The organism is Streptomyces aurantiacus, assembly GCF_027107535.1.
In the GTDB taxonomy this organism is placed as follows: Bacteria; Actinomycetota; Actinomycetes; order Streptomycetales; family Streptomycetaceae; genus Streptomyces.
The window spans coordinates 6,267,839-6,289,014 of the sequence record NZ_CP114283.1 but is presented as its reverse complement, the minus strand read 5'-3'; the positions used below and the strand labels follow the sequence as shown (position 1 = coordinate 6,289,014).

Here is a 21,176-nt window from a genome sequence, read left to right as displayed (position 1 = left end):
GGACTTGCCCCATGACTCGTAAGCGCAGATGTGCCGCTCTCGCGGTGACAACGGCACTGCTCGGCACGGGAGTCGCACTCACCGCGCCACCGGCGACGGCCGCTTCGGCCGTGCAGGCCGCCGCGGGCGCCACCGTCGTCGGCGAGAAGTGGCTCGACGCCCGGACCGTCGACCTCACGGTCGCCTCCCCGGCCGTCGGCGCCGACCTGCCCGTACGCGTGGTTCTGCCGACCGGCTACGCCGCGCACCCGGACCGGACCTGGCCCGTCCTCTATCTGCTCCAGGGCGCCCACGACGACTACACGTCCTGGACCAGGGAGACGGACGTCGTCGACTTCCTCGCGGGCCAGGACGTCATCACCGTGATGCCCTCGTCCGGCCCCACCGGCATCCCCACCGACTGGTGGAACTACGGACGCGCCGGCTCGGACTACGAGACCTTCCAGGTCGACGAGCTGATGAGCCTGCTGAGGCAGAAGTTCAGGGCGGGCACGAAGCGTGCCGTCGCCGGTGTGTCCACCGGCGGCTACGGCGCCCTGGCCTTCGCGGCACGGCATCCCGGGACCTTCGGCGCGGCCGCCTCGTACAGCGGGATCCTCGACACCACGGCCTTCGGCATGCCGACCGTGCTCAACGCCATCGTCGCCCGGGAAGGCCTGCTGCCCCTCACCCTCTGGGGCAACCCACTGCTCAACCGGGACAACTGGAACCGGCACAACCCCTACGCGCAGGCCCGTGCTCTCAAGGGCACCGGCCTGTACGTCTCCCAGGGCAGCGGCGTGCAGGGCGGCGACTTCGGCAACCTCGAAGGCGCACTGCTCGAAGGCGCGCTCTGGTCCCAGGCGCACCGGTTCACCGACCAGCTGGCCGCCCTGGGCATACCGGCCCAGGTGCACTTCTACAACGGGGGAGCGCACGCCTGGCCGTACTGGCGGCAGGAGTTCAAGGCGTCCTGGCCGACGCTCGCGAAAGGCCTCGGCCTGAGCTGAGCCGCCCCCCCCCGGCCCGAGCCGACCCCTCAAGGAGGAACCACCATGGATGCGCTGGCGCAGGCCGTCGTCGCGGGAGCCGACCGCACGGAACTGGAACACCTCCCGGTACCCGGCCACTACACCGCCGCCCACCTGCGCGCGGAGGACGTGGAGAGCTTCGCCGGAGTCGCCGACAAGGACGTCCGCAAGTCGATCCACCTCGGCGACGTACCGATGCCCGAACTCGCACCGAACGAGGTGCTGGTGGCCAACATGGCGAGCGGCATCAACTACAACACCGTCTGGTCGGCGATGTTCGAACCCATCCCGACCTTCTCCTTCCTGAAGCACTTCGGCCGCCAGGACCGCTGGGCGGCCCGGCACGACCAGCCGTTCCACGTGATCGGCTCGGACGCGTCCGGCGTCGTGGTCCGCACCGGTTCCGGGGTGCGCAGATGGCAGGTCGGCGACCAGGTCGTGGTGAGTCCCGTGTACGTCGACGAGGAGGACCCGGCGACCCACGCCGACGGCATGCTGGGCAACGGCATGCTCGCCTGGGGCTTCGAGACCAACTTCGGCGGGCTCGCCCACTACTCCGTGGCCCGGGCCAGCCAACTCCTGCCCAAACCGGCCCATCTGACGTGGGAGGAGGCCGCCTCGAACCCGCTGTGCGCGGGTACGGCGTACCGCATGCTCGTCAGCGACCGGGGCGCCCGGATGACGCAGGGCGACGTGGTGCTGATCTGGGGGGCGGCCGGCGGTCTCGGCGCGTACGCGGTCCAACTGGTCCGCAACGGCGGCGGGATCGCCGTGGGAGTCGTCAGCAGCGAGCGGAAGGCGGAGTACGCCCGCCGCCTGGGCTGTCACGTGGTCGTCAACCGAGAGGAGATCGGTCTCACCGGCAACGAGCCGCCCGCCGACCCCTCCGTCGCCGGAAAGCGGCTCGGCAAGCTGATCCGGGCCGCGACGGGCGAGGACCCGCACATCGTCTTCGAGCACGTGGGCCGGGCGACCTTCGGTGTCTCCGTCTTCGTGGTGCGGCGCGGCGGCGCGGTGGTGACCTGCGGTTCCAGCACGGGCTACCAGCACGAGTTCGACAACCGGTACCTGTGGATGCGCCTCAAGCGGGTCATCGGCAGCCACGGGTCCAACCTCCACGAGCAGGCCGCCGTGCACCGGCTCCTCGACCTCGGCCATCTCGCCCCCGCGCTGACGGAGACCTATCCGCTCACCGACACGGCCGAGGCTGCCAGGCTGGTCCAGAGCAACGCCCACATGGGCAAGATCGGCGTCCTGTCCCTCGCCCCGACGCCAGGTCTCGGGGTGTCCGACCCCGTGCGCAGGGAGATGACCGCCCGTCCGGCATGACCTCCGGGCGGCAGTACACCGAGCCCGCCCGGAACCGTCGTACGGGACGGCTCCGGGCGGGCCCGGCCTTCAGTCGGGCTGCCCGGTCCTCGCCGGGGCCTTCCCCGGTGTCCGCGGCCGCGGTGTCATCGAGAGCCTGTCCGGCTTGACGGTGACGATGGCCTGCGGGCGCGGGGGAGCGGAGGCGAGCGTCAGGCGCCAGCGCTGGACGACGGTGGCCAGGACGATGAGAAGTTCGGTCCAGGCGAACTCCTCACCGATGCACTTGCGCCGGCCGTCCCCGAAGGCGAGGAAGGAGGAGCGGTTGATGCCCTGCGCGCGTTCGGGATCCCAGCGGGCCGGGTCGAAGGACGAGGGATCGGCGTAGACCTCGGGGTCGTGCTGGTGGACGTACGGGCTGTAGACGACGTCCGCGCCTGCGGGTATCGGCACCCCGTCGAGCACGACGGGGCGGGTGGTGGTCCGTGTGACGAGCCAGGCGGGCCCGTACATGCGCATGGCCTCCTTCAGGACGCTGCGCATGTACGGCAGGGAGCCCAGGTCCTCCTGGCGCAGGGGCCGTCCGCCGCAGACCGCGTCGAGTTCGGCCTGCAGCCGCCGCTCGACGGCAGGGTTGCGGCTGATCTCGTACAGGGTCCAGGCCAGTGTCGTCCCGGTGGTCTCGATCGCGCCGGTGAGGAGGGTGATCGCCTCGTCCTGGAGCTGTTGCCGGGACAGGGGGCCCGTCTGTGGGTCGTCGGCGGTGAGGAGGGTGGAGAAGAGGCCGCTTCGTGCCGCGCCGTCCCTGGCCGGCGCGTCGTCCTGGTGGGCGGGGCAGCCGGTCGGCGGCGCGGTCGGCCCGGCGGACGCGAGGTGGGCGCGGTGGTGGTCGATCGCCTGGTCGACGAGTGCCCTCAGGCGTGCGACCCGCCGCTCGTGGGCGCGGTTCGCGGGCAGCGGCAGCTTCGTGACCCAGGCGGGCAGGATGGTCTGCCGGATGGTGCCGCGCATGATCGCGGGCATGAGGCTCTGGAACTCCCTCTCGACCTGCCCCGGCAGACCCGAACCGAACAGCGCGACGAGGAAGGTCGACAGCGTCAGGTCGTTCATGTCCTCGTACGTGTCCCGGGGGACTCCCTCCTCCCATGCCTCGGTCGCGGCCCGTACGTGGCTGATCATGACGTCGCCCCGGGTGGCTATGTGCGCCTTGTTGAACATGGGCTGCATCAGCCGGCGGTGCTTCATGTGCAGGTCGCCGTCGGCGATCGTGGCGAGCCCGTCCCCGAAGAACACCCGCAGTGCGTCGATGATCTTCCCGCCTTTGGCGAACGCGTCGACCTCCGTCACCAGCACGCGCCGTGTGACGGCCGGGTCGGTGACCACGTAGGCGGCGGTGGGTCCGATGAGGATCTTGACGACGCTGCCCTGATCGCGCAAAGCGTTCATGAACTCCAGGGGTCGTCTGGCCAGTTGGTGTCCGTGCCCGATCAAGGGCAGTCGGCCCGGCGCGGTGGGGGCCACGGCGGGAGGACCTGAAATGCCACTCATCGGTGACTCTCCTCAAGATCAACTCAAGTGGTGTGATCATGACATGCATGCCCGGGCGGTCACTGGCGTACCCGCCGCCTTCGTCACACCGGCGTGCGGTTGTGGGGATGAGTTAAGGGATTTGTCGACTCATATGGCCTCGTCGGAGCGTGACGAAAGCTTCACGGAAGTGAGCCGGACGGGTTGATTCCCGGGAGATCAAACCCGATAAGGTTCCCTGAGGTGCGGCGAGTTGACGCGATTGCAATCGGTTGTCGCTCGTTGTCCACGCATGCCCGTCGCGGGGTCGAACACCGCGTGACGAGTGCTGCCCCCCGAGCTTCTCCCCCCTCTGTTCGATCGTGTTGCTTCGAAGGATGCAGATGGAACTTGCCACTCCGCCACCGGCGGCGCGGGCACCGGTCGCCTGGTACAGCTGGTGGCTGCTGCCGCTGGCCTTAGGTGCTGGGACCGTCGTCGCAGCGGTCGTGGGCTCCGGTCAGGCCCGAATACCCGCGATCCTCTCCGGAGTCGTGGTGACGGCGGCGAGCGCCGTCTCGGTACGACTCCTGATCCGCTCACAGCGTCAGATGCGCAGCAGCGCCGGTGAGTTCAGGAACGCGCAGGCCGAGCACTCCCAGCAGTGGCAGCAGCACGTGGCCGGCCTGGAGCGCAAGCACGCCGCCGAACGCTCGGCCTACGACGTACAGCTCGCCGAACAGGCCAAGGCCTACGAGACCCGGATCGCCGAACAGACCCAGGCCTGGCAGGAACAGCTGGACCGGCAGCTCGCCGCGGTCGCCCTGCTCGCCGACCGGCAGCTGCCCGACGCGCTGGAGCGGCTGCGGGCCGGTGACTCCATCGACGACGTCCTGCCCTCCCTCAACCAGTGCGCCGAGGTCAGTGCCGACCTGCAGGCCGTGCTGCGCAAGGTGCTCAGGACCGCCCTCATCGGCGTGGAGCAGGAGTTCGACCGCTCCACCTCCGCCGAGCAGGCCGTCATCAGCATCGGCAGCCGTATCCACGTACTGACCAGCAAGCTGCGCGGCCGGCTGCACGAGATGCAGGGTGAGCACGGCAGGCTGCCCTCCGTCGCCCAGGGCCTGATGGAGCTGGACCAGGAGCTCGGCCCCGCAGACTCCCTGGCCGCGAGCATCGGCGTACTCGGCGGATCCGACCGGCCCGGCCGGCAGTGGCAGGAACCGCAGCGGCTGCTCAGCGTGGTGCGCGGCGGCATCGGCCGGATCAGGGACTTCGACCGCGTCCAGGTGCGGCACCTGCCCGAACTCGGTGTCGACGGCGGTCTGGTGGACCACCTCACGCTGATCTTCGCCCACCTGCTCGACAACGCGGCGCGCTACTCGCCGCCCACCGAGCCCGTGGTCGTCTCCGGCAAGGAGGTGCCCAACGGTGTCGGGATCGAGATCCAGGACTCCGGCAAGGGCCTCAACGAGGAGAAGAAGCAGGAGGCCCTCCAGTCGCTCGAGGGTGTGTCCCCCGGCCCCGGCATCGGCGGAGTGTCCGAGGACGCCCACCTCGGTCTGCGCGTGGTGGGGGCCCTGGCCCGCCGGTACGGCATCCGGGTCACGTTCGCGGACTCGCCATGGCTCGGCACGTCGGTGGTCATCGTGGTACCTCACAAATACTTCAGCCAGCTGCCCGCCGTCGTCACGGCCCCGTCGTCGCCCGCCCAGGTTCCGGCCGCGGCCGGAACCGAAGAGGCCGTGGTCGAAGGAGCGGCCGGGGCCGAGCCCGAGGAGACCGGGGACACCACGCCCGGCGGTCTGCCCAGGCGCCGCAGGCGCGCCGCCGAGTCCGAGCGGCCCAGGCCGTCGGTACGCGAGGACGAGTCCGTGAACACCGCCTCGCACGCGGTACCGCCGGACGAGTCCTTCACCGGCCTGGCCGCCTTCGCCACGGCCGGACGCGAGCCGACCGCCGACCGTGAGCCGACCGCCGGACGTGAGTCCACAGAGCACCGCACTGAAGAGAGCGACTAGTCCTCATGACGCAACAGGGAACCGACGTGAGCTGGGCGCTCCGCGATCTGGTCGAGAGCATCCAGGAGATCCGCTTCGCCCTCGTCGCCTCCAGCGACGGCAAGGCCATCACCTCCTACGGCGCCGACGATCCCGACGACGTGGACCGCTTCGCCGCCGTGGTGGCGGGCCTGCAGGCGCTGGCCCAGCCCGTGGCCGAGCAGTTCCCCAAGTACGCCGGGCAGCTGCGCCTCGCGATGATCGAGGTCGACGGCGGTCACCTCTTCGTGGTGCGCGCGGGTGTGGAGACGTACCTCGGCGTCCTGGCCAGGGAAGGGCTCGACCAAGGCCTCCTGGGCCACCAGATGCGGGACCTGGCCCGCAGGATGGGTGAGCTCCTCGGCACCACGCCGCGTCTGGAGGAGCACTCTGGATGAGTGGTCCCCGCCGACCCACGGACCCGTCCGGTCTCGAGCGCTACTACGTCCTCACGGGCGGACGCAGCGGACCGGGCGGTTCGGCGTCGAGCCTTGACGTGGCGACCCTCATCACCTCCCGTGCCGCGGCCAACCCAGGCATGCAGCACGAGCACGAGGAGATCCTCCGGCGCTGCCGCGATCCGCTGTCGGTGGCCGAACTCGGCGCCCACCTCGGATTGCCCTTCAACATTCTCGCGGTGCTCTTGGCCGATCTGCTGGACGCAGGCCGCGTTGAAGCCCGTGACCCCATCCCGGCGTCAGGCGCCGGTCGCGGGCCCGACCTCGCGCTCCTTGAGGAGGTACTCAGTGGACTTCAAAGGCTTTGACCATCCCGACCGCCACCCGGCGGACGGCAGCCTGCCCGACGGCGCCCGCTCGGTGAAGGTGATGATCGCCGGCGGATTCGGTACCGGAAAGACCACCATGGTCCGCTCGGTCAGCGACATCAAGCCGCTCACCACCGAGGAGACGCTGACCCAGGCCAGCGCCGACGTCGACAATCTGATCGGGGTGGCGGACAAGCAGGAGACCACCGTCAGCCTGGACTTCGGCAAGATCGGCATCAACGACCAGCTGGTGCTCTACCTGTTCGGCACACCGGGCCAGGAGCGGTTCTGGTTCCTGTGGAACGGCCTGTTCAAGGGCGCGCTCGGGGCCGTGGTCCTGGTCGACACACGCCGGCTGGCCTCCAGTTTCCGGGCCATCGAGGAGATGGAGCGGCAGAACGTCCCGTTCGTCATCGCCCTGAACGTGTTCCCGGACTCCAAGGACCACCCGGTCGAAGAGATCCGGGACGCCCTGGACATCTCCCCGCACACCCCGGTCGTGGCCTGCGACGCCCGCGACCGGGCCTCCAGTCGTGATGTGCTCATCGCACTGATACGTCACCTCAAGGAACGCTCCGCAGTCGCTCTGGAGTCCCGATGACCGACCAGCCCTTAAACGGTCCCGACGCCCCCCGCGGCTGCCCGGTCGCGCACGGCGGGGGAGACGACCTCACCCGTCTCTACGGGCCCGACGCGGCCGTCGACCCGATCGGCATCTACGCGCGGCTGCGCAAGGAGCACGGGCCCGTCGCGCCGGTGCTGCTGGAGGGCGACATCCCCGCCTGGCTGGTGCTCGGATACCGGGAGAACCGGCGGGTGCTGGACAACCCACGCCAGTTCAGCCGGGATTCACGGATCTGGCGGGACTGGAAGGAGGGCCGGGTCGAGAGCACCTCGCCGCTGATTCCGATGCTGGGCTGGCGGCCGGACTGCGTCTCCCAGGACGGCGAGCCGCACCGTCGGCTGCGCGGCGCGGTCACCGACAACCTCCAGGCCGTCGCCGGCCGCGGCATCCGGCGCCATGTCACGCACTTCGCGAACAAGCAGATCGACGCGTTCGCGGGAGCGGGCAGCGCCGACCTGGTGGCCGAGTACTCCGAACACCTGCCGATGCTCGTGCTCACCAGGGTGTTCGGGCTCGCCGAGGGCGCGGGGCGGCGGCTGGCCGAGTCCTGCGCACTGGTGATGAAGGGCGGCGCGGACGCACTCGTCCACAACGACCGCATCATGCAGATCCTCGGTGAACTCGCCGAGCGCAAGCGTGTGGAGCCGGGCTCCGACTTCACCACCGGGCTGCTCGAACACCATGCCGACCTCGACGACGACGAGATACTCAACCACCTGCGGCTGGTGCTCATCACCGCGCACGCCACCACCAGCAATCTGCTGGCCCGGGTTCTGCAACTGATCCTCACCGACGCCAACCGGCTCTCCGGCCTCGTCAGCGGACAGCTGAACATCTCCGCCGTCGTGGAGGAGGTCATGTGGAACACCCCTCCGCTGGCCGTCCTGCCGGGCCGATTCGCCACCGCCGACCTCGAACTCGGCGGGCACCGCCTCCAGGAGGGCGATCTGCTGGTGCTCGGCCTGACCGCGGGCAACGTCGATCCGGAGATCCGGCCGGACGTCGGCATCTCCGTGCACGGCAACCAGTCGCATCTCGCGTTCAGCGGAGGGCCGCACGAGTGCCCCGGGCAGAACATCGGCCAGGCCATCATCGAGACGGCCGTCGACGTGCTGCTGCACCGGCTGTCCGGGCTCCGGCTCGCGGTGGATCCCGAGGACCTCACCTCGACGGCCTCCACGTGGGAGGCGCGGCTGGACCGGCTGCCGGTGTCGTTCACCGCGTGAGCGCTCCGCTCGGGGCGGGGGTGGGGTGCGGGTGAGTGGGTTGTCTGCGCAGTTCCCCGCGCCCCTGGGTGGATGTGGTGCGAGGGGGCGTGGTGTTGGCTGCGGGGCCGTGGGGGTGGGCGCGCAGTTCCCCGCCCCCCCTGGTGAGTCGGGGCGGGGGTTTGCCGCGCAGTTCCCCGCGCCCCCGGGTGGCCCGGGGGCGCGGGCTGTGGGGTCAGACTGCCAGTAGGTCGTCCAGTGAGCCCTTGCCTGCCAACTCGGCCCGGGCCGCGGGGCTTTCCTTGTCCGCCGCGTAGCGGCCCGAGGTCAGGGCCCATTCGTAGTTGCCGTTGATCCAGTGCTGGATGGCCTCGACGCCCATCCGGACCCTGACCCGTTCGTCCTCGTCCAGGCCGAGCTCGTCGCACATCTGCGGTACCTGCGACTCGAGTTCGAGGTACTCGGCGAGACAGTCCGTCGTCATGCGGAACGCCTCGTCGGCGGCCTCCTGCCAGCTGCAGTGCCGCTCGCGGTGCAGGACGGCTATCAGGTTGTGCCCGTCCCCCCTGCGTTTCTCGCGCTCGAAGGAGTGGATGTCGTTCATGAACCCGATGGTGTCGGCAGCGCGGTCCCGCATTCTCTCCATCAGCGGATGCGCCTCCACCTCGGCGGGCACCTCGAAGCCGCGGCTGCGCTCCCCGGCGTCGATGCTGTGGTGGATGCCCACCGTACGGCGACGGAACGCGGCGTACTCCTGGAGGTCGAGCGTGCCCGCCAGACCGCGGGCGGCCAGGTCGACCTCCTCCGTGTGTGCCACGAGGAAGCGCCCCCACGAGGCCGCGAACCGCGTACGCCATGTCAGGGACATGCCATCCGAGAGATGGGCCCAGACCTCCGCCCAGGCCATCGTGATCGGGCAGACCACTCTGGGGGTGATGCCCGCGGGCCGCAGGGGGGTGACGATGAGCTCCCGCGCCACCTCCGCTATCCGGTCGGCGCGGTCGGGCCTGCCGGAGTCGAACTGGTCGTCGAAGAGGAAGGCCAGTGAGAACCAGTTCATCAGGACGACCATGTCGTCGGCGGAGGCGTGGGGGTAGGTGCGGGCGGCCGCCTGGGGCAGATCCCAGGACCGGTACTCCTCGAACCCGGCCTGGCTGCGCACCAGACCCTTGTCCCACACCCAGCGCAGATGGCGGGCCTGGGCGAATTCGAGATGTTCACTGACGGGGGTGGCGAAGGGAAGGTCGAACCTGACGTCCTGCGGCATTCGCGTCCTCTCCTGAGACGATTGACAGGGCCCCCCTCCCTGCGCGCGGGCGTTCAAAATGACGCCCGTTGACTCGAACTGCTCTTCCCGGAGCGAAAGTTGACTCGATTTCCGCTACGAGGCTGCCCTGATCGTAAATGATCTATGCCGCGACCTCGGTGACTTCACCGTGACCTGCGTTACACCACTCCGTGACCTCGGGGATTGTCGGCCTCCGCGGCCGGATGAGCACGGTCCTCCTCCTCAGAGGTGAACTCGCGTCACACTTGGGGATCACCGGACGTCTTGACGGCTGCCGGACATCTTGACGACACAGCGTCGACCGCCCCAGGAGGCCGATCCACGATGACTTCACCCGTCCGAACTCCCAAGCAGCGCAAGCAGGACACGCTGGACCGGCTGGAGAACGACGTGGACGCCTGGGTCGCCACGGCCGAGGGCGACCTGCCGTACCTGGTGCCCCTGTCCTTCCTGTGGGACGGCGAGTCCCTGCTCTTCGCCACCCCTGCCGCGAGCCCGACAGGCCGCAATCTCCGGGCGACCGGCAGGACCCGGCTGGGCATCGGTCCCACCCGTGACGTCGTCCTCGTCGAGGGGACGGTGGAGACACTGGCCCCCGCCGAACTGCCGGACGGCGCCGGCGACGCCTTCGCGGAAAAGACCGGCTTCGATCCGCGTCGACTGACCACCGCCTACCTCTACTTCCGCGTCCGCCCGCAGCGCGTGCAGGCCTGGCGCGAGGCCGACGAGCTCGACGGCCGCGAACTCATGCGCGACGGACAGTGGTTGGTGTCCGACTGATTTCACGTGACGGGGTACCCGGTCTCCGGAGCAGTGGGCGGAAGGCCGTTCGCGCCCGGTCGGTCTACGGAGGAGATATGGCACTGGTACTGGCAGGCGTCGTGGTGTTGGACTGTTCCGAGCCCGAGAAACTCGCCGCGTTCTACAAGGAGTTCCTCGACGGCGAGGAGGTCGACGCAACGGCGAACCGGGTGGAGATCAGGGGAGCCGACGGGATCAGGATGGCGTTCCGGCGGGACGTGAACGCCACTCCGCCCAGCTGGCCGCGTCCCGAGAACTCCCTGCAGGCCCATCTGGACTTCCACGTCGAGGAGTTGGACGAGGCCGAGCGCAGGGTCATCGGGCTCGGCGGGCGCCCGCTGGAGACCAAGGACGCGGGCGGCCCGTACGAGGAGCGGGGGTACTCCGACCCGGCAGGCCACTCGTTCACTCTGCGCTGCACCCGGGCCACCGCGCCCAAGCAGGGCTGAAACCGAGCGGGGCCGGACCCCGGTGAAGAGCGGGCGGCGCGCTCAGCCGCGGTGCGCGCGCAGGGCCGCCAGGGCGCGGTCCGCGTGCACGCTCGCCCGGATCTCGCTGCGCACCACCTCGAGCACCTTCCGCTCCTCGGAGATGACGAAGGTGATCCGCTTGGTGGGCGCCAGCGAGAATCCGCGCTTCACTCCGAAACGCTCGCGGATCTCGCCCGCCGGGTCCGAGAGGAGCGGAAACCCGAGGGTGTGCTTTCCCGCGAACTCCTGCTGGCGCTCGACCGTGTCACCGCTGACTCCCACCGGCCGGGCTCCGACGGCCGCGAACTCGGCGGCCAGGTCGCGGAAGTGGCACGCCTCTGCGGTGCAGACCGCGGTGAGCGCCGCCGGATAGAAGAACAGCACGACGGGACCTTCGCCCAGCAGTTCCGAAAGCTTCCGGGTCGTGCCGGTCTCGTCGGGGAGCGCGAAGTCCTCCACGGTGTCGCCCACCGCTATCTGGTTCGTCACGTCTTGCTCCCCTGACTGCCGGCCACCGGTGTGGAGGCCCACCGTACTGGACGGTAGGTGCAGTCAGTCGCGGCCCCCCTTCTGGTCGGAGGGCCACACTCCGGTGGACCGTTCGATGGCTGTGGCACCCGTGCGGTCCACCGCGCTGCGGACGACCGCGAAGATCGCGCCCTGGATGGCCGCGGCGAGCAGCACCTCGCCCCAGCCGCGGTCCTTGTCCAGCGCGTCGGGTGCGTCGTCCTCGTGGCGTATCGCCTTCCAGGTCGCCTGGAAGGCCATGCCGGCGAGGGTTCCGCTCGTCCAGCCGAGCACGAACCCGATGGGCTTGTAGACGATGGGCAGCTTCTTCTTCTGCACCTGGCTCTCCTTCGGCTCGTTTTTCCCGGACACCTGGCGAGTGTCCAGTTCAGCGGCGAATACGCGGACGTTCGCGAGACGGAATGGATGGCACCGCGGGACGGCATCCACGGCGCCGCCAGGGACGGAGTCTCCGCCGGGCCCGGGCCCGGCGCCCCGGCGCCGGAGCAGGGCCGGGCGAGCCCGGCAGGGTCAGGGCCGGCCGGTCGCCGCCACCTCCTCGCCCTCGGGTACGGGCCCCGGCGGGCTCCCGGCCCCGAACGGGCGCCCGCCCAGTTCCTCGCGGCCGTGCGAGGTCAGCCACCCCGACAGGTCGGGCCCGAGCGGCACGATGCCGGTCGGGTTGATGCCCTCGTGGACCTGGTAGTAGTGCCGCTTGATGTGGTCGAAGTCGACCGTGTCCCCGAACCCGGGTGTCTGGTAGAGATCACGGGCGTACGCCCACAGGACCCGATTCTCCGTCAACTTCCAGTGGTTGCACTTGAAATGACCGTGATACACGGCGTCGAAGCGGACCAGCGTCGTGAACAGCCGGATGTCCGCCTCCGTGATCGTGTCCCCGACCAGGTACCGGCGCTCCGCGAGCCGTTCCGACAGCAGTCCCAGCCGCCGGAACACGCCCTCGCAGGCCGCCGCGTACTCGTCCTGACCGGTCGCGAATCCGGCCCGGTACACACCGTTGTTGACGTCCTCGTACACCTCTCCCATGACCTCGTCGATCTCGTCGCGAAGATTCTCCGGGTAGAGGTCGGGCGCCCCTTCACGGTGCAGGCCGCTCCATTCGGTGGCGAGGTCCAGGGTCAGCTGCTGATAGTCGTTGGTCACCAGCCGCCCGCTGGCCACGTCCACCAGCGCGGGCACGCTGACACCGCCCGGATGGCCCGGCTCCCGCGCCTCGTACGCCTCGGCGAGGTACCGGATGCCGAGCACCGGATCACGGCCGCCGGGATCCAGGGTGAACCGCCAGCTGCGGTCGTCCTGGACCGGGTCGGTGACCGCCATCGGCAGGGCGTCCTCGAGCCCCAGCAGCCGCCGCGAGATCACCGCGCGGCTCGCCCAGGGGCAGGCGCGGCTGACGACCAGCCGGTAGCGCCCGCTCTCGACGGGCCAGCCGTCCCGGCCGTCGGCCGTCACCCGGTCCGAGAAGTGGCTCTTCGACCTCTTGAAGGACCTCTTCCCGTACGCGCTGTTGCCCTCGGTGTCGCTCATGACGTCTCCTTCCGCACGTGTGCCTGATGAGGGTTCCCCGAAATCCGCCGTCCCCCCGTGTGAGGCAGGAGGCCTGGGGCATCCGGCGGAGGTGAACCGTGAGCCTTCCTCCCCTTCGGACCGCCGGACCCGCGTCACCGTGCTGGTGGCGCTGGCCGCCAACCTCGTCATCGCCGTGGCCAAGGCGGTGGGCGGCCTGCTCGCCGGATCGCCCGCCCTGCTCTCGGAGGCGGCGCACTCGGTGGCCGACAGCCTGAACGAGGTCTTCCTCCTCGCCGCCCTGCGCCGCAGCCGGCGTCCCGCCGACAGCCGTCACCCCTTCGGCTACGGAAAGGAACGCTTCTTCTGGTCCCTCCTGGCCGCCGTGGGCATTTTCCTGATGGGTGGCTGCTTCTCCTTCTTCCAGGGTTTCGAGGCCCTCGGCACAGAGGGCTCGGAGTCCCACAGCGGATACGTGGCGGGTCTCGCCGTCCTCGTCGTCGCGCTCCTCGCGGAGGGCGGCTCCCTGCTGCGCGCGCTCCACCAGGTACGCAAACAGGGCGGCTTCTCCACCGAGGTCCGCGACCCGGCCCTGCGCACCGTCATCGCCGAGGACGGCACCGCCGTACTGGGCGTGCTGTTCGCGATCACGGGCATGGCCCTGCACATGGCCACCGGCCAGGTCGTCTACGAGGCCTCGGCGTCGCTGGCCATCGGAGCGCTCCTCGTCTACGTGGCGTACCGCCTGGGCCGTGACGCGCGCGACCAGCTGATCGGCCAGGCGACGGACGAGGAGTCGAGCCGTCGCATCCGTGCCCTGCTGGAGGCGCAGCCCGAGATCGACTCCGTGGAGTCCCTGCTGACCATGCAGCTCGGCCCGGACTCGACCCTGGTGGCCGCCCGCATCGACCTGATGCCGGGCCTCGACAGCGAGGAGGTGGAGCTGGTCGCCGAGCGCATCAAGCGGTCGGTCGCCCACACGGTCCCGGAGGCGGACCAGATCTTCCTCGACGTGACGGACGCCCCCACGGCGCGGCGTACCGCGGCATACGAAAGTGGCCCCGCCGCGACGGGGGAGCGCGGCGGGACCTGAGAGTCGGGTGCCCGGCACCCACCGAATCATGCGCACCTTTTTTCGAGCGCTTCCGCACGGCCCCGCGCGATGCGGCGTACAGGCTGACGTGGCCCGTACCAGGAAGGCCTGGTACGGGCCACGTCATGTCCGCGGGACTGCCGATGTCCCTGGACGGCTGCTACTCGCCGGCGAACGGTTCCAGGACGAAGAGCGGGATCTCCCGGTCGGTCTTCGTCTGGTAGTCGGCGTACGCCGGATACGCGGCGACCGCCCGCTCCCACCACAGGGCCTTCTCCTCGCCGGTCACCTCCCGCGCGGTCATGTCCTGGCGCGTCGGGCCGTCCTGCAGCTCCACATGGGGGTCGCTGATGACGTTGTGGTACCAGACGGGGTGCTTGGGCGCGCCGCCCAGTGAGGCGACGGCGGCGTAGCGGCCCTCGTGCTCGACCCGCATCAGCGGCGTCTTGCGGATCTTCCCGCTCTTGGCTCCGCGGGTGGTCAGCACGATCACGGGCAGCCCCGTGTCCAGCAGCGTCGCTCCCTCGGTACCACCGGAGCGTTCGAACAGCTCCACCTGATCGCGTACCCACTGGGTGGGGCTGGGCTCGTATTCGCCCTCAAGAGGCATGACATCCATCCCATCGATCGTCGTTCGTGCGTAGGACTCGTTCCGGCCCAGGTGCAACACGCGCGCCTCGGCCATTTCATCCCCGCGGGTCGTCGGTCGTCGTTCCTTTCGCCTGCCCGAGCGGGGACGGATGACGCAACCGGCATGACCTGGCAGGTAATTGCCGGATGTGCCCGAGGGGCGGCAGGGTGGGGACCACCGCGGCACACGACGCGGTGACCAGGACGGACGTACGCGGTTCGAGTGAGATCGAACCGCTGCCGAAAAGAGGGAGTCCCATGACCGCCACCACCCGCAGCGTCGTCGAGGAGCTCCTGCGCCGGATCGGCCAGGGCGATCCCGGGCGGATCGCCGAGCTGTACGCCGAGGGGGCCGACTGGAAGCTGGACTGGCCGCAGGACGAGCACGGGCGAGCGGACACCCCCTGGATCCGGCAGCGCTCCACCCGTGCCGACGCCGCCGACCACTACCGCCTGCTGGCCGAGTTCCACGTGCCCGGGCAGGCGGCCACCGACATCGAACGCATCCTCGTCGACGGTGACGAGGCGGTGGTGACGGGTGAGATCCGCCAGACCGCCAAGCCGACCGGGCGCGCCTACCGGGCCCGGTTCGCCCTCCACCTCACCGTCGAGAACGGCCTGGTCGTACGCCACCACGTCTACGAGGACAGCCTCGCCGTGGCCCGGGCCTTCCAGGCCGAGTAGGCCTCTTCGGCGGACCCGGCGCCACGTCCTGGCACGGCCGCCCGCGGCCGGGGAGGCGGGCCCGGCACTCCTGGAACTAGAAGGGGAAGTGCGCCTGCTGCGTGCCGAGCGTCACCCAGCGGGTGTTGCTGAACGCCTCGATGCCCCAGCGTCCGCCGAAGCGCCCGTATCCGCTGCCCTTGAACCCGCCGAAGGGGGCGTTCGGCTCGTCGGCGACGGACTGGTCGTTGACGTGCACGATGCCGGTACGGATCCGGCGGGCGACCCTGAGCCCGTGGGTGCCGTTCTCGGTGATGATCCCGCAGGTCAGACCGTGCTCCGTGGCGTTGGCGAAGGAGACCGCCTCGTCGTCCGTGGTGAAGGTGCTGATCACGGCGACCGGGCCGAAGGCCTCGCCCCGGTACAGCTCGGCCTCCTCCGGCAGGTCGGTGAGGACGGTCGCCGGGTGCACCGCGCCCTCGGGGGCGCCGGCGCCGGTGAGGACGGTCGCGCCCTTGGTGACGGCGTCCTCCACGAGCGCCGCGACCCGGCGGGCGGCGTCCCGGGTGACGAGCGGGCCGACGACGGTGTGCGGATCGGCGGGGTCACCGGACGCGAGCGACTCGGTCTTCGCGGTGAACTTGGCGGTGAACTCCTCGGCCAGGCTCTCGTGCACGAGGATCCGGTCGGCGGACATGCAGATCTGGCCTGCGTTCATGAAGACGGAGAAGACGGCGGCGTCGACCGCGTAGTCGACGTCGGCGTCGTCCAGCACGATCACCGAGTTCTTGCCGCCGAGTTCGAGGACCGCGGGCTTCAGGTGCCGGGCCGCGTGCACGCCGATGATCCGGCCGACGCCCGTGGAGCCGGTGAAGTTGACGGCCCGTACGCGCTCGTCGGCCACCAGTGCTTCGGCGACGGCGGCCGCGTCCTCGGGGGCGTTGGTGATCACGTTCAGGACGCCGTCGGGCAGGCCCGCGTCGCGCAGGACGTCCGCGACGAACAGACCGCACGCGATCGGCGCGTCCTCGCTCGGCTTCATCACCACGGTGTTGCCCGCGGCGAGCGGCGCGGCGACCGCCCGGACGCCCAGGATGACCGGGGCGTTCCAGGGGGAGAAGGCGGCCACGACACCGACGGGTTCGCGCACCGCGAGTCCCAGCGCGCCTTCCTTCTGCGCGCTCAGTACCTCTCCGCGCGGCGCGGTCACGGCGGCGGCCGCCTCGCGGAGGATGTTCGCGGCGAGAGCGACGTTGAACATGGCCCACGGCCGGGTGCCGCCGACCTCGCCCGCCATGATCCGTACGGCGTCGTCGGTACGGGCCTCCAGGAGGTCGGCCGCGGTGAGGAAGATCTTGCGCCGCTGCGCCGGGCCGAGCGCGGCCCACCCCTCGAACGCGGCGTCGGCGGCGTCCACGGCCCGGGTGACGTCCTCGACGCCGGCCGCGGCGACCGTGGCGTACACCTGCGAGCTGTAGGGATTGACGTCCTCGGCGGTGCGGCCGGAGGCCGCGGGCAGGTCCTTGCCGCCGATCAGCAGGTCACGATGGAGGGTCATGCGCGGCTCTTCCCGTCGTGCGACGCGGCGCGTTCCGCGACGGAACCGCGCGCGTTCGCCAGGTGAACAATCGTCCGTTGAATCTTCAATTGAAGTCTGCAACCCGACGGGGCATCAGTCAATGGCCGGTTGCCCCGTCGCAGGCCTCGACCAGGGTCCGGGCCGCCCGCCCGGCCCGGGCGGCGGGCTCCGCGCTCCGCTCGATGGCGGCGGCGACCATGGCGCCCTCGGCCAGCAGGTGCAGCTGCCCGGCCAGCTCCGCGGGCAGCCCTGCCTCGCCCGCCAGGTCCGCCAGGTAGTCCTTGAACGCCCGCTTGTGGGCGCGGACCTGAGCGGCGACCGGCTCCGACGTGGCGCCGAGCTCGCCGTACGAGTTGATCCAGGCGCAGCCGCGGAAGTCGGCCTGGCGGAACCAGTCGCCCAGCCAGTCGAAGACCGCGAGGATCCGCCGCCGTGCGTCCTCGTGCCCGTCCACGTGCTCGGCGAGCGCCTGCCGCCAGCGGATGTCGCGCCGCTCCAGGTACGCCACCACCAGGTGCTCCTTGGCGGGAAACAGCTGGTAGAGGCGCTTGAGTGAGACCCCCGAGGTGCCGCGGACGTCGTCCATGCCGACGGACTGTATGCCCCGCCCGTAGAACAGGGTCTCCGCCGCGTCCAGGGCCCGTTCCCTGGCGACCACGCTGTCCATGTACCGGCTCACTCCCTGACGTATTGACGCGAGAACCATCGTTCTCTACGTTAACAGCCACCCGGGAGAACGTACGTTCTCCCGGGGGCCCGCACCCGCTGCCGAGAGGAACGCGTCATGACCGACCGCCCGCCCCTGCCGCCCTTCACCCGGGAGACCGCCGCCCAGAAGGTCCAGGCGGCCGAGGACGCCTGGAACACCCGCGATCCGCTGAAGGTCTCGCTCGCCTACTCGCAGGACTCGGTCTGGCGCAACCGCGACACCTTCGTCACCGGCCGCGCCGAGATCGTGGAGCTGCTCGGTGCGAAGTGGCGGCGCGAGGAGGAGTACGCCCTGCGCAAGGACCTCTGGGCGTTCGACGGCAACCGCATAGCCGTGCGCTTCCAGTACGAGTGCCGGGACGCCGACGGCCAGTGGTGGCGCTCGTACGGCAACGAGCTCTGGGAGTTCGACGAGCACGGCCTCATGACCCGGCGCGAGGCCAGCATCGACGACGTGGCGATCGAGGAGAGCGAGCGCCGCATCCACGGCTCGCGGCCGGACTCCGAGCGAGGGGAGTCGTTCCCGGTTCAGTAGGGTTCCCGGGTGACCGAACAGGCCCGCAACCCCTTTCTCTACGTCGTCGTCTGCGCCGCCCAGGTCGCCGACGGCGTCGGCGGGCTGATCACCCTGGCACAACAGCGGAACTGGGACGTCGGCGTCATCGCGACCCCGCTCGCCACGGGCTTCTTCGACACCGCGGCGGTCGAGGCGCAGACCGGCCGGCCGGTCAGGTCCGCGTGGCGTTCGCCCGGCGACCCGCGCCCGTTCCCGGACCCGGACGCCGTCGCCGTGGCGCCCGCGACCTTCAACACCGTCAACAAATGGGCGGCCGGGATCTCCGACACCCTCGCCCTGGGCACCCTCTGCGAGGCGTACGGGATGGGCGTGCCGATCTCCGTACTGCCGTGCGTGAGCGAGGCGTTGACCGCCCACCCCGCCTACCGCGACAGCCTGGAACGACTGCGCGGGATGGGGGTCCGCTTCGGGGAACACGCCTTCGGCGGCCCGGCGCAGCGCGGATTCCACTGGGAGCAGGCCCTGGACCTGCTCGGCCGCCGAGCCGGGACCTGACTGGCGGGTCCCGGCTCAGCTGGTCCTGCGGACATAGGCGGCGCTGTCCGGCGTCGACACCATCACATCCCGGCGCACGATGCTCAGCCGGTCGCCGAATCCCGAACGGGCCTTGCGCAGCCCGCTGTCGGTGTACTCCACGACCACGACCCGGTCGTCGAACGCCTCGGCGTACGCGCCGCACTCGTCGTACGCGCCGCACTCCTCCACCACCGCGAAGTCCAGCCCGGCCCGGGAGCGCCTGTCTGCCAGTTCCACGGCGTTCTTCTGGGCGATGGCCAGACCCCGGGCATGCGCGTGCGCCGAGAGCAGCCTGACGAAGGACGTGGCGTCGTCCGCGCTCAGCAGCCCGCGCGAGCGGGTGTAACTGTCGTAGTTGTCCGGCTCGACGGCGTCGTAGCCCTTGTCCGCGCAGCCGTCGATCCATGCGTTCACCCGGGCCGCGACACGCTTGCGCCTGTCCGGTGTGCCGATGTCCAGCAACGGCTCGTCCCAGTCGCGGTCGATGACGACCTCACCGCCCTCGTCCCGCAGCAGCAGGTCGTCCGGCCAGTCGTCCTGTTCGTCGGGCTGGGCCTGGAAGGCGTTGACGTAACAGATGTTGTAGAGGCCGCGCGCGGGTTCGGCGCCGCGGTCGCGGGCCACGACGCGGACACCGGACGGCGGTGGATAGGCGCCGCCGATCTGGTAGTCGAAACCGGCGTGCACCGGCGGCAGCCGTACCGCCCCGGGACTCGGCCTCCTGGCCTCGTCGGGACCCCTGCCGTCGCCGTCCGACGTACAGGAGGCCAGGGCCGCGAGGGCGATCAGGGCGGCGGCCGCCCTGACGAGTCCCGCGCGGGCGCCACGCATGGCGGGCATGTCCGCTCCAACGGTCGCGAGTACGTCCCCGCCTCGGACCCGGTGACGATCCTGGCGACTTCGGCCGGGCTGGGAACCTTGTCCGCCACCGGCTGGGCGTACCTCTGCGTACCGGGCTGCGCGCCTCGGCACGTCTGGATCAAAGCGCGCGAGAAGTCGCACGTCAAGTCCGCGTGGACGGCGCCCGTATGCCCGCCCCGCCCCGGCGACGGACGGCCCCGTCACCCCGGCGGCGGCGCGAGGGCGCGCTCCGTCCACGGCCGGGCACCGAGCCCTGCGAGGACCTTCGAAGCGGCCGCCGGCACGGCCCGAGCCCCGGTGCGCGCCGCACCGTCCGACTCGCCGCGGGAGGTTCCCGACGCTCCGGTACGGGTAGCGACCCGCCGTGCTGCCGCACCGGCGGCGCCGGGCTACCGTTCCGTCAGGCCGACGCCCGCCCCCGCACGGACGCACCCGCCGCGCATGGACGCGAGGAGGACCGTGACGGACGCAAGGAGACCCGTGAGCACCACGCACAAGCCGCTCGTGATCCTGCGCGCCGCCCCCCACCCCAGGGAACGCATCTTCAGCCCCGGCGCGCTGGCCCGCCTCCACGACCGCTTCACCGTCGTCGAACCGGACACCGAGGAAGCCCTCGACCAGGCCCTGCCGGACGCCTTCGCCATCGTCGGCCAGCCCGACCTGCCGGCCGAACGACTGGCCCGTGCGGCCGGGTTGACGGCTCTGCTCAACGTCGAGGGCAACTTCTTCCCGAACGTCGACTACGACACGTGCTTCCGGCGCGGCATCCACGTCCTGGGCTGCGGGCCCGCCTACGCGCAGGCCGTCGCCGAGTACGCCCTCGGGCTCGCGCTCGACCTCGCGCGCGGCATCAGCCGCGAGGACCGCGCCTTCCGCGCCGGACGGGAGCGGTACGTGTCCGACGGGAACGCCGACGCCGTACTGCTGCGCGGTGCGGACGTCGGCCTGATCGGGTTCGGGAACCTCGGCCGCAGCCTCCACCCCCTCCTCGCGCCCTTCCGCCCGACCCTGCGCGTGTACGACCCCTGGCTGCCGCCCGCCGTCCTGCGCGAGCAGGGTCTCGTACCGGCCACGCTCGACGAGACCCTGGCCCGCAGCACGTTCGTCTTCGTTCTCGCCACCGTCACCGACGACAGCCGCCACCTGCTCGGCGAGCGCGAACTCGCTCTGCTGCCCGACGGGGCCAGGCTGGTCCTCGTCAGCCGGGCACCGGTCGTGGACTTCCCCGCGCTGCTCACCCGGGTCGCCGAGGGCCGTGTTCTCGCGGGCGTCGACGTCTGGCCCGCCGAACCCGTCGCCGCCGACGACCCCGCCCGAACCCTGGAGGGACTGGTGCTCTCCGCCCACCGGGCGGGCGGCATCCCGGACGCCTTCCTGAGCATCGGCGACATGGTCGTCGACGACCTCACCCTGCTGGCCCAGGGACTGCCGCCCGCCCGTATGCAGGCCGCCGCACGGGAACTCGTCGGCCGCTACCGCAACCGTCCCGTCACCTGA

At 70.8% G+C, this 21,176-nt stretch carries 23 protein-coding genes; 14 read left to right on the top strand and 9 right to left on the bottom strand.

The annotated features are described in order from the left end of the window. The first annotated feature begins 11 nt into the window (after positions 1-11). Positions 12-989, top strand: a complete 978-nt coding sequence (locus tag O1Q96_RS30175) for an alpha/beta hydrolase (RefSeq protein WP_269251166.1) — start codon at positions 12-14, stop codon at positions 987-989. 45 nt (positions 990-1,034) lie between these two features. Further along, positions 1,035-2,339, top strand: a complete 1,305-nt coding sequence (gene ccrA, locus O1Q96_RS30170; RefSeq protein WP_269251165.1) for a crotonyl-CoA carboxylase/reductase — start codon at positions 1,035-1,037, stop codon at positions 2,337-2,339. Positions 2,340-2,408: 69 nt separating this feature from the next. Here the strand turns inward: ccrA and O1Q96_RS30165 are convergent, their stop codons facing one another. Beyond that, a complete protein-coding gene (locus O1Q96_RS30165) occupies positions 2,409-3,866 on the bottom strand; it encodes a cytochrome P450 (RefSeq protein ID WP_269251164.1) in 1,458 nt (485 codons plus the stop codon). A gap of 362 nt (positions 3,867-4,228) precedes the next feature. Here O1Q96_RS30165 and O1Q96_RS30160 point away from each other — a divergent pair, with 362 nt between their 5' ends. From O1Q96_RS30160 to O1Q96_RS30140, 5 genes are read left to right on the top strand one after another with little or no spacing between them, the layout of a single operon-like run. Then, a complete protein-coding gene (locus O1Q96_RS30160; protein ID WP_269251163.1) occupies positions 4,229-5,845 on the top strand; it encodes an ATP-binding protein in 1,617 nt (538 codons plus the stop codon). Between the two features lie 5 nt (positions 5,846-5,850). Beyond that, complete coding sequence (locus O1Q96_RS30155; RefSeq protein WP_055611716.1) at positions 5,851-6,261, top strand: roadblock/LC7 domain-containing protein; 411 nt, start codon at positions 5,851-5,853, stop codon at positions 6,259-6,261. Continuing rightward, a complete protein-coding gene (locus O1Q96_RS30150) occupies positions 6,258-6,629 on the top strand; it encodes a DUF742 domain-containing protein (protein ID WP_269251162.1) in 372 nt (123 codons plus the stop codon). Before O1Q96_RS30155 ends, O1Q96_RS30150 begins: the two co-directional genes overlap by 4 nt. Then, positions 6,610-7,230, top strand: coding sequence for a GTP-binding protein (locus tag O1Q96_RS30145; protein ID WP_269251161.1), 621 nt, complete (start codon positions 6,610-6,612; stop codon positions 7,228-7,230). Before O1Q96_RS30150 ends, O1Q96_RS30145 begins: the two co-directional genes overlap by 20 nt. Further along, positions 7,227-8,480 (top strand): cytochrome P450, encoded by a 1,254-nt coding sequence (locus tag O1Q96_RS30140; protein WP_269251160.1) that lies wholly within the window; start codon positions 7,227-7,229, stop codon positions 8,478-8,480. The genes O1Q96_RS30145 and O1Q96_RS30140 overlap by 4 nt, the downstream gene beginning before the upstream one ends. A 214-nt stretch (positions 8,481-8,694) precedes the next feature. On the opposite strand, the gene O1Q96_RS30135 is transcribed toward O1Q96_RS30140, so the two are convergent. After that, the gene (locus O1Q96_RS30135; protein WP_269251159.1) at positions 8,695-9,726 is read right to left on the bottom strand and encodes a 7-epi-alpha-eudesmol synthase; all 1,032 of its coding nucleotides are present in this window, start codon (positions 9,724-9,726) and stop codon (positions 8,695-8,697) included. 345 nt (positions 9,727-10,071) lie between these two features. Between O1Q96_RS30135 and O1Q96_RS30130 the strand changes: the two genes are divergently transcribed. Further along, positions 10,072-10,527 carry a pyridoxamine 5'-phosphate oxidase family protein gene (locus tag O1Q96_RS30130; protein ID WP_269251158.1) on the top strand — a complete coding sequence of 152 codons (456 nt, stop codon included), beginning with the start codon at positions 10,072-10,074 and terminating at the stop codon, positions 10,525-10,527. A 77-nt stretch (positions 10,528-10,604) separates the two neighbouring features. Beyond that, positions 10,605-10,997, top strand: a complete 393-nt coding sequence (locus O1Q96_RS30125) for a VOC family protein (protein WP_217453226.1) — start codon at positions 10,605-10,607, stop codon at positions 10,995-10,997. Between the two features lie 42 nt (positions 10,998-11,039). Here O1Q96_RS30125 and O1Q96_RS30120 read toward each other — a convergent pair whose 3' ends face one another. The 3 genes from O1Q96_RS30120 to O1Q96_RS30110 all read right to left on the bottom strand — a co-directional run bounded on the left by O1Q96_RS30120 (position 11,040) and on the right by O1Q96_RS30110 (position 13,073). Further along, on the bottom strand, positions 11,040-11,507 hold the full coding sequence (locus O1Q96_RS30120; RefSeq protein WP_269251157.1) for a peroxiredoxin: 468 nt from the start codon (positions 11,505-11,507) through the stop codon (positions 11,040-11,042). A gap of 63 nt (positions 11,508-11,570) precedes the next feature. Further along, positions 11,571-11,897, bottom strand: coding sequence for a DUF4235 domain-containing protein (locus O1Q96_RS30115; RefSeq protein WP_269251156.1), 327 nt, complete (start codon positions 11,895-11,897; stop codon positions 11,571-11,573). Between the two features lie 159 nt (positions 11,898-12,056). Continuing rightward, on the bottom strand, positions 12,057-13,073 hold the full coding sequence (locus O1Q96_RS30110) for a glutathione S-transferase family protein (RefSeq protein WP_269251155.1): 1,017 nt from the start codon (positions 13,071-13,073) through the stop codon (positions 12,057-12,059). On the opposite strand from O1Q96_RS30110, the gene O1Q96_RS30105 reads away from it, so the two are divergent. Beyond that, entirely contained in the window at positions 13,072-14,145 is a 1,074-nt protein-coding gene (locus O1Q96_RS30105; RefSeq protein WP_419586972.1) for a cation diffusion facilitator family transporter, read from the top strand. The two genes, O1Q96_RS30110 and O1Q96_RS30105, sit on opposite strands and share 2 nt — an antisense overlap. Before the next feature lie 160 nt (positions 14,146-14,305). On the opposite strand, the gene O1Q96_RS30100 is transcribed toward O1Q96_RS30105, so the two are convergent. Further along, positions 14,306-14,755: a nitroreductase family deazaflavin-dependent oxidoreductase gene (locus O1Q96_RS30100; protein ID WP_269253777.1), complete on the bottom strand. Its 450-nt coding sequence runs from the start codon at positions 14,753-14,755 to the stop codon at positions 14,306-14,308. Between the two features lie 278 nt (positions 14,756-15,033). Here O1Q96_RS30100 and O1Q96_RS30095 point away from each other — a divergent pair, with 278 nt between their 5' ends. Next, entirely contained in the window at positions 15,034-15,459 is a 426-nt protein-coding gene (locus O1Q96_RS30095) for a nuclear transport factor 2 family protein (RefSeq protein WP_269251153.1), read from the top strand. Between the two features lie 76 nt (positions 15,460-15,535). Here O1Q96_RS30095 and O1Q96_RS30090 read toward each other — a convergent pair whose 3' ends face one another. Continuing rightward, positions 15,536-16,996 (bottom strand): aldehyde dehydrogenase family protein, encoded by a 1,461-nt coding sequence (locus O1Q96_RS30090; RefSeq protein ID WP_269251152.1) that lies wholly within the window; start codon positions 16,994-16,996, stop codon positions 15,536-15,538. A 118-nt stretch (positions 16,997-17,114) separates the two neighbouring features. Beyond that, positions 17,115-17,684 (bottom strand): TetR/AcrR family transcriptional regulator, encoded by a 570-nt coding sequence (locus O1Q96_RS30085; RefSeq protein ID WP_269251151.1) that lies wholly within the window; start codon positions 17,682-17,684, stop codon positions 17,115-17,117. Between the two features lie 117 nt (positions 17,685-17,801). Here O1Q96_RS30085 and O1Q96_RS30080 point away from each other — a divergent pair, with 117 nt between their 5' ends. Continuing rightward, the gene (locus tag O1Q96_RS30080; RefSeq protein ID WP_269251150.1) at positions 17,802-18,260 is read left to right on the top strand and encodes a nuclear transport factor 2 family protein; all 459 of its coding nucleotides are present in this window, start codon (positions 17,802-17,804) and stop codon (positions 18,258-18,260) included. Positions 18,261-18,269: 9 nt separating this feature from the next. Next, positions 18,270-18,797, top strand: coding sequence for a flavoprotein (locus O1Q96_RS30075; protein ID WP_269251149.1), 528 nt, complete (start codon positions 18,270-18,272; stop codon positions 18,795-18,797). A gap of 15 nt (positions 18,798-18,812) precedes the next feature. On the opposite strand, the gene O1Q96_RS30070 is transcribed toward O1Q96_RS30075, so the two are convergent. Further along, positions 18,813-19,658 carry an endo alpha-1,4 polygalactosaminidase gene (locus O1Q96_RS30070; protein WP_269251148.1) on the bottom strand — a complete coding sequence of 282 codons (846 nt, stop codon included), beginning with the start codon at positions 19,656-19,658 and terminating at the stop codon, positions 18,813-18,815. Between the two features lie 501 nt (positions 19,659-20,159). On the opposite strand from O1Q96_RS30070, the gene O1Q96_RS30065 reads away from it, so the two are divergent. Beyond that, the gene (locus O1Q96_RS30065) at positions 20,160-21,176 is read left to right on the top strand and encodes an NAD(P)-dependent oxidoreductase (protein ID WP_269251147.1); all 1,017 of its coding nucleotides are present in this window, start codon (positions 20,160-20,162) and stop codon (positions 21,174-21,176) included.

Excerpts from the sequence above, each read along its gene's own strand:
- O1Q96_RS30165 (WP_269251164.1), bottom strand. The coding sequence starts at position 3,866 with ATGAGTGGCATTTCAGGTCCTCCCGCCGTGGCCCCCACCGCGCCGGGC.
- O1Q96_RS30070 (WP_269251148.1), bottom strand. The coding sequence starts at position 19,658 with ATGCCCGCCATGCGTGGCGCCCGCGCGGGACTCGTCAGGGCGGCCGCC.
- O1Q96_RS30125 (WP_217453226.1), top strand. The coding sequence starts at position 10,605 with ATGGCACTGGTACTGGCAGGCGTCGTGGTGTTGGACTGTTCCGAGCCC.
- O1Q96_RS30095 (WP_269251153.1), top strand. The coding sequence starts at position 15,034 with ATGACCGCCACCACCCGCAGCGTCGTCGAGGAGCTCCTGCGCCGGATC.
- O1Q96_RS30175 (WP_269251166.1), top strand. The coding sequence starts at position 12 with ATGACTCGTAAGCGCAGATGTGCCGCTCTCGCGGTGACAACGGCACTG.
- O1Q96_RS30100 (WP_269253777.1), bottom strand. The coding sequence starts at position 14,755 with ATGCCTCTTGAGGGCGAATACGAGCCCAGCCCCACCCAGTGGGTACGC.
- O1Q96_RS30085 (WP_269251151.1), bottom strand. The coding sequence starts at position 17,684 with ATGGACAGCGTGGTCGCCAGGGAACGGGCCCTGGACGCGGCGGAGACC.
- O1Q96_RS30090 (WP_269251152.1), bottom strand. The coding sequence starts at position 16,996 with ATGACCCTCCATCGTGACCTGCTGATCGGCGGCAAGGACCTGCCCGCG.
- O1Q96_RS30155 (WP_055611716.1), top strand. The coding sequence starts at position 5,851 with ATGACGCAACAGGGAACCGACGTGAGCTGGGCGCTCCGCGATCTGGTC.
- O1Q96_RS30110 (WP_269251155.1), bottom strand. The coding sequence starts at position 13,073 with ATGAGCGACACCGAGGGCAACAGCGCGTACGGGAAGAGGTCCTTCAAG.
- O1Q96_RS30135 (WP_269251159.1), bottom strand. The coding sequence starts at position 9,726 with ATGCCGCAGGACGTCAGGTTCGACCTTCCCTTCGCCACCCCCGTCAGT.
- O1Q96_RS30105 (WP_419586972.1), top strand. The coding sequence starts at position 13,072 with ATGACGTCTCCTTCCGCACGTGTGCCTGATGAGGGTTCCCCGAAATCC.
- O1Q96_RS30130 (WP_269251158.1), top strand. The coding sequence starts at position 10,072 with ATGACTTCACCCGTCCGAACTCCCAAGCAGCGCAAGCAGGACACGCTG.
- O1Q96_RS30080 (WP_269251150.1), top strand. The coding sequence starts at position 17,802 with ATGACCGACCGCCCGCCCCTGCCGCCCTTCACCCGGGAGACCGCCGCC.
- ccrA (WP_269251165.1), top strand. The coding sequence starts at position 1,035 with ATGGATGCGCTGGCGCAGGCCGTCGTCGCGGGAGCCGACCGCACGGAA.
- O1Q96_RS30140 (WP_269251160.1), top strand. The coding sequence starts at position 7,227 with ATGACCGACCAGCCCTTAAACGGTCCCGACGCCCCCCGCGGCTGCCCG.
- O1Q96_RS30150 (WP_269251162.1), top strand. The coding sequence starts at position 6,258 with ATGAGTGGTCCCCGCCGACCCACGGACCCGTCCGGTCTCGAGCGCTAC.
- O1Q96_RS30160 (WP_269251163.1), top strand. The coding sequence starts at position 4,229 with ATGGAACTTGCCACTCCGCCACCGGCGGCGCGGGCACCGGTCGCCTGG.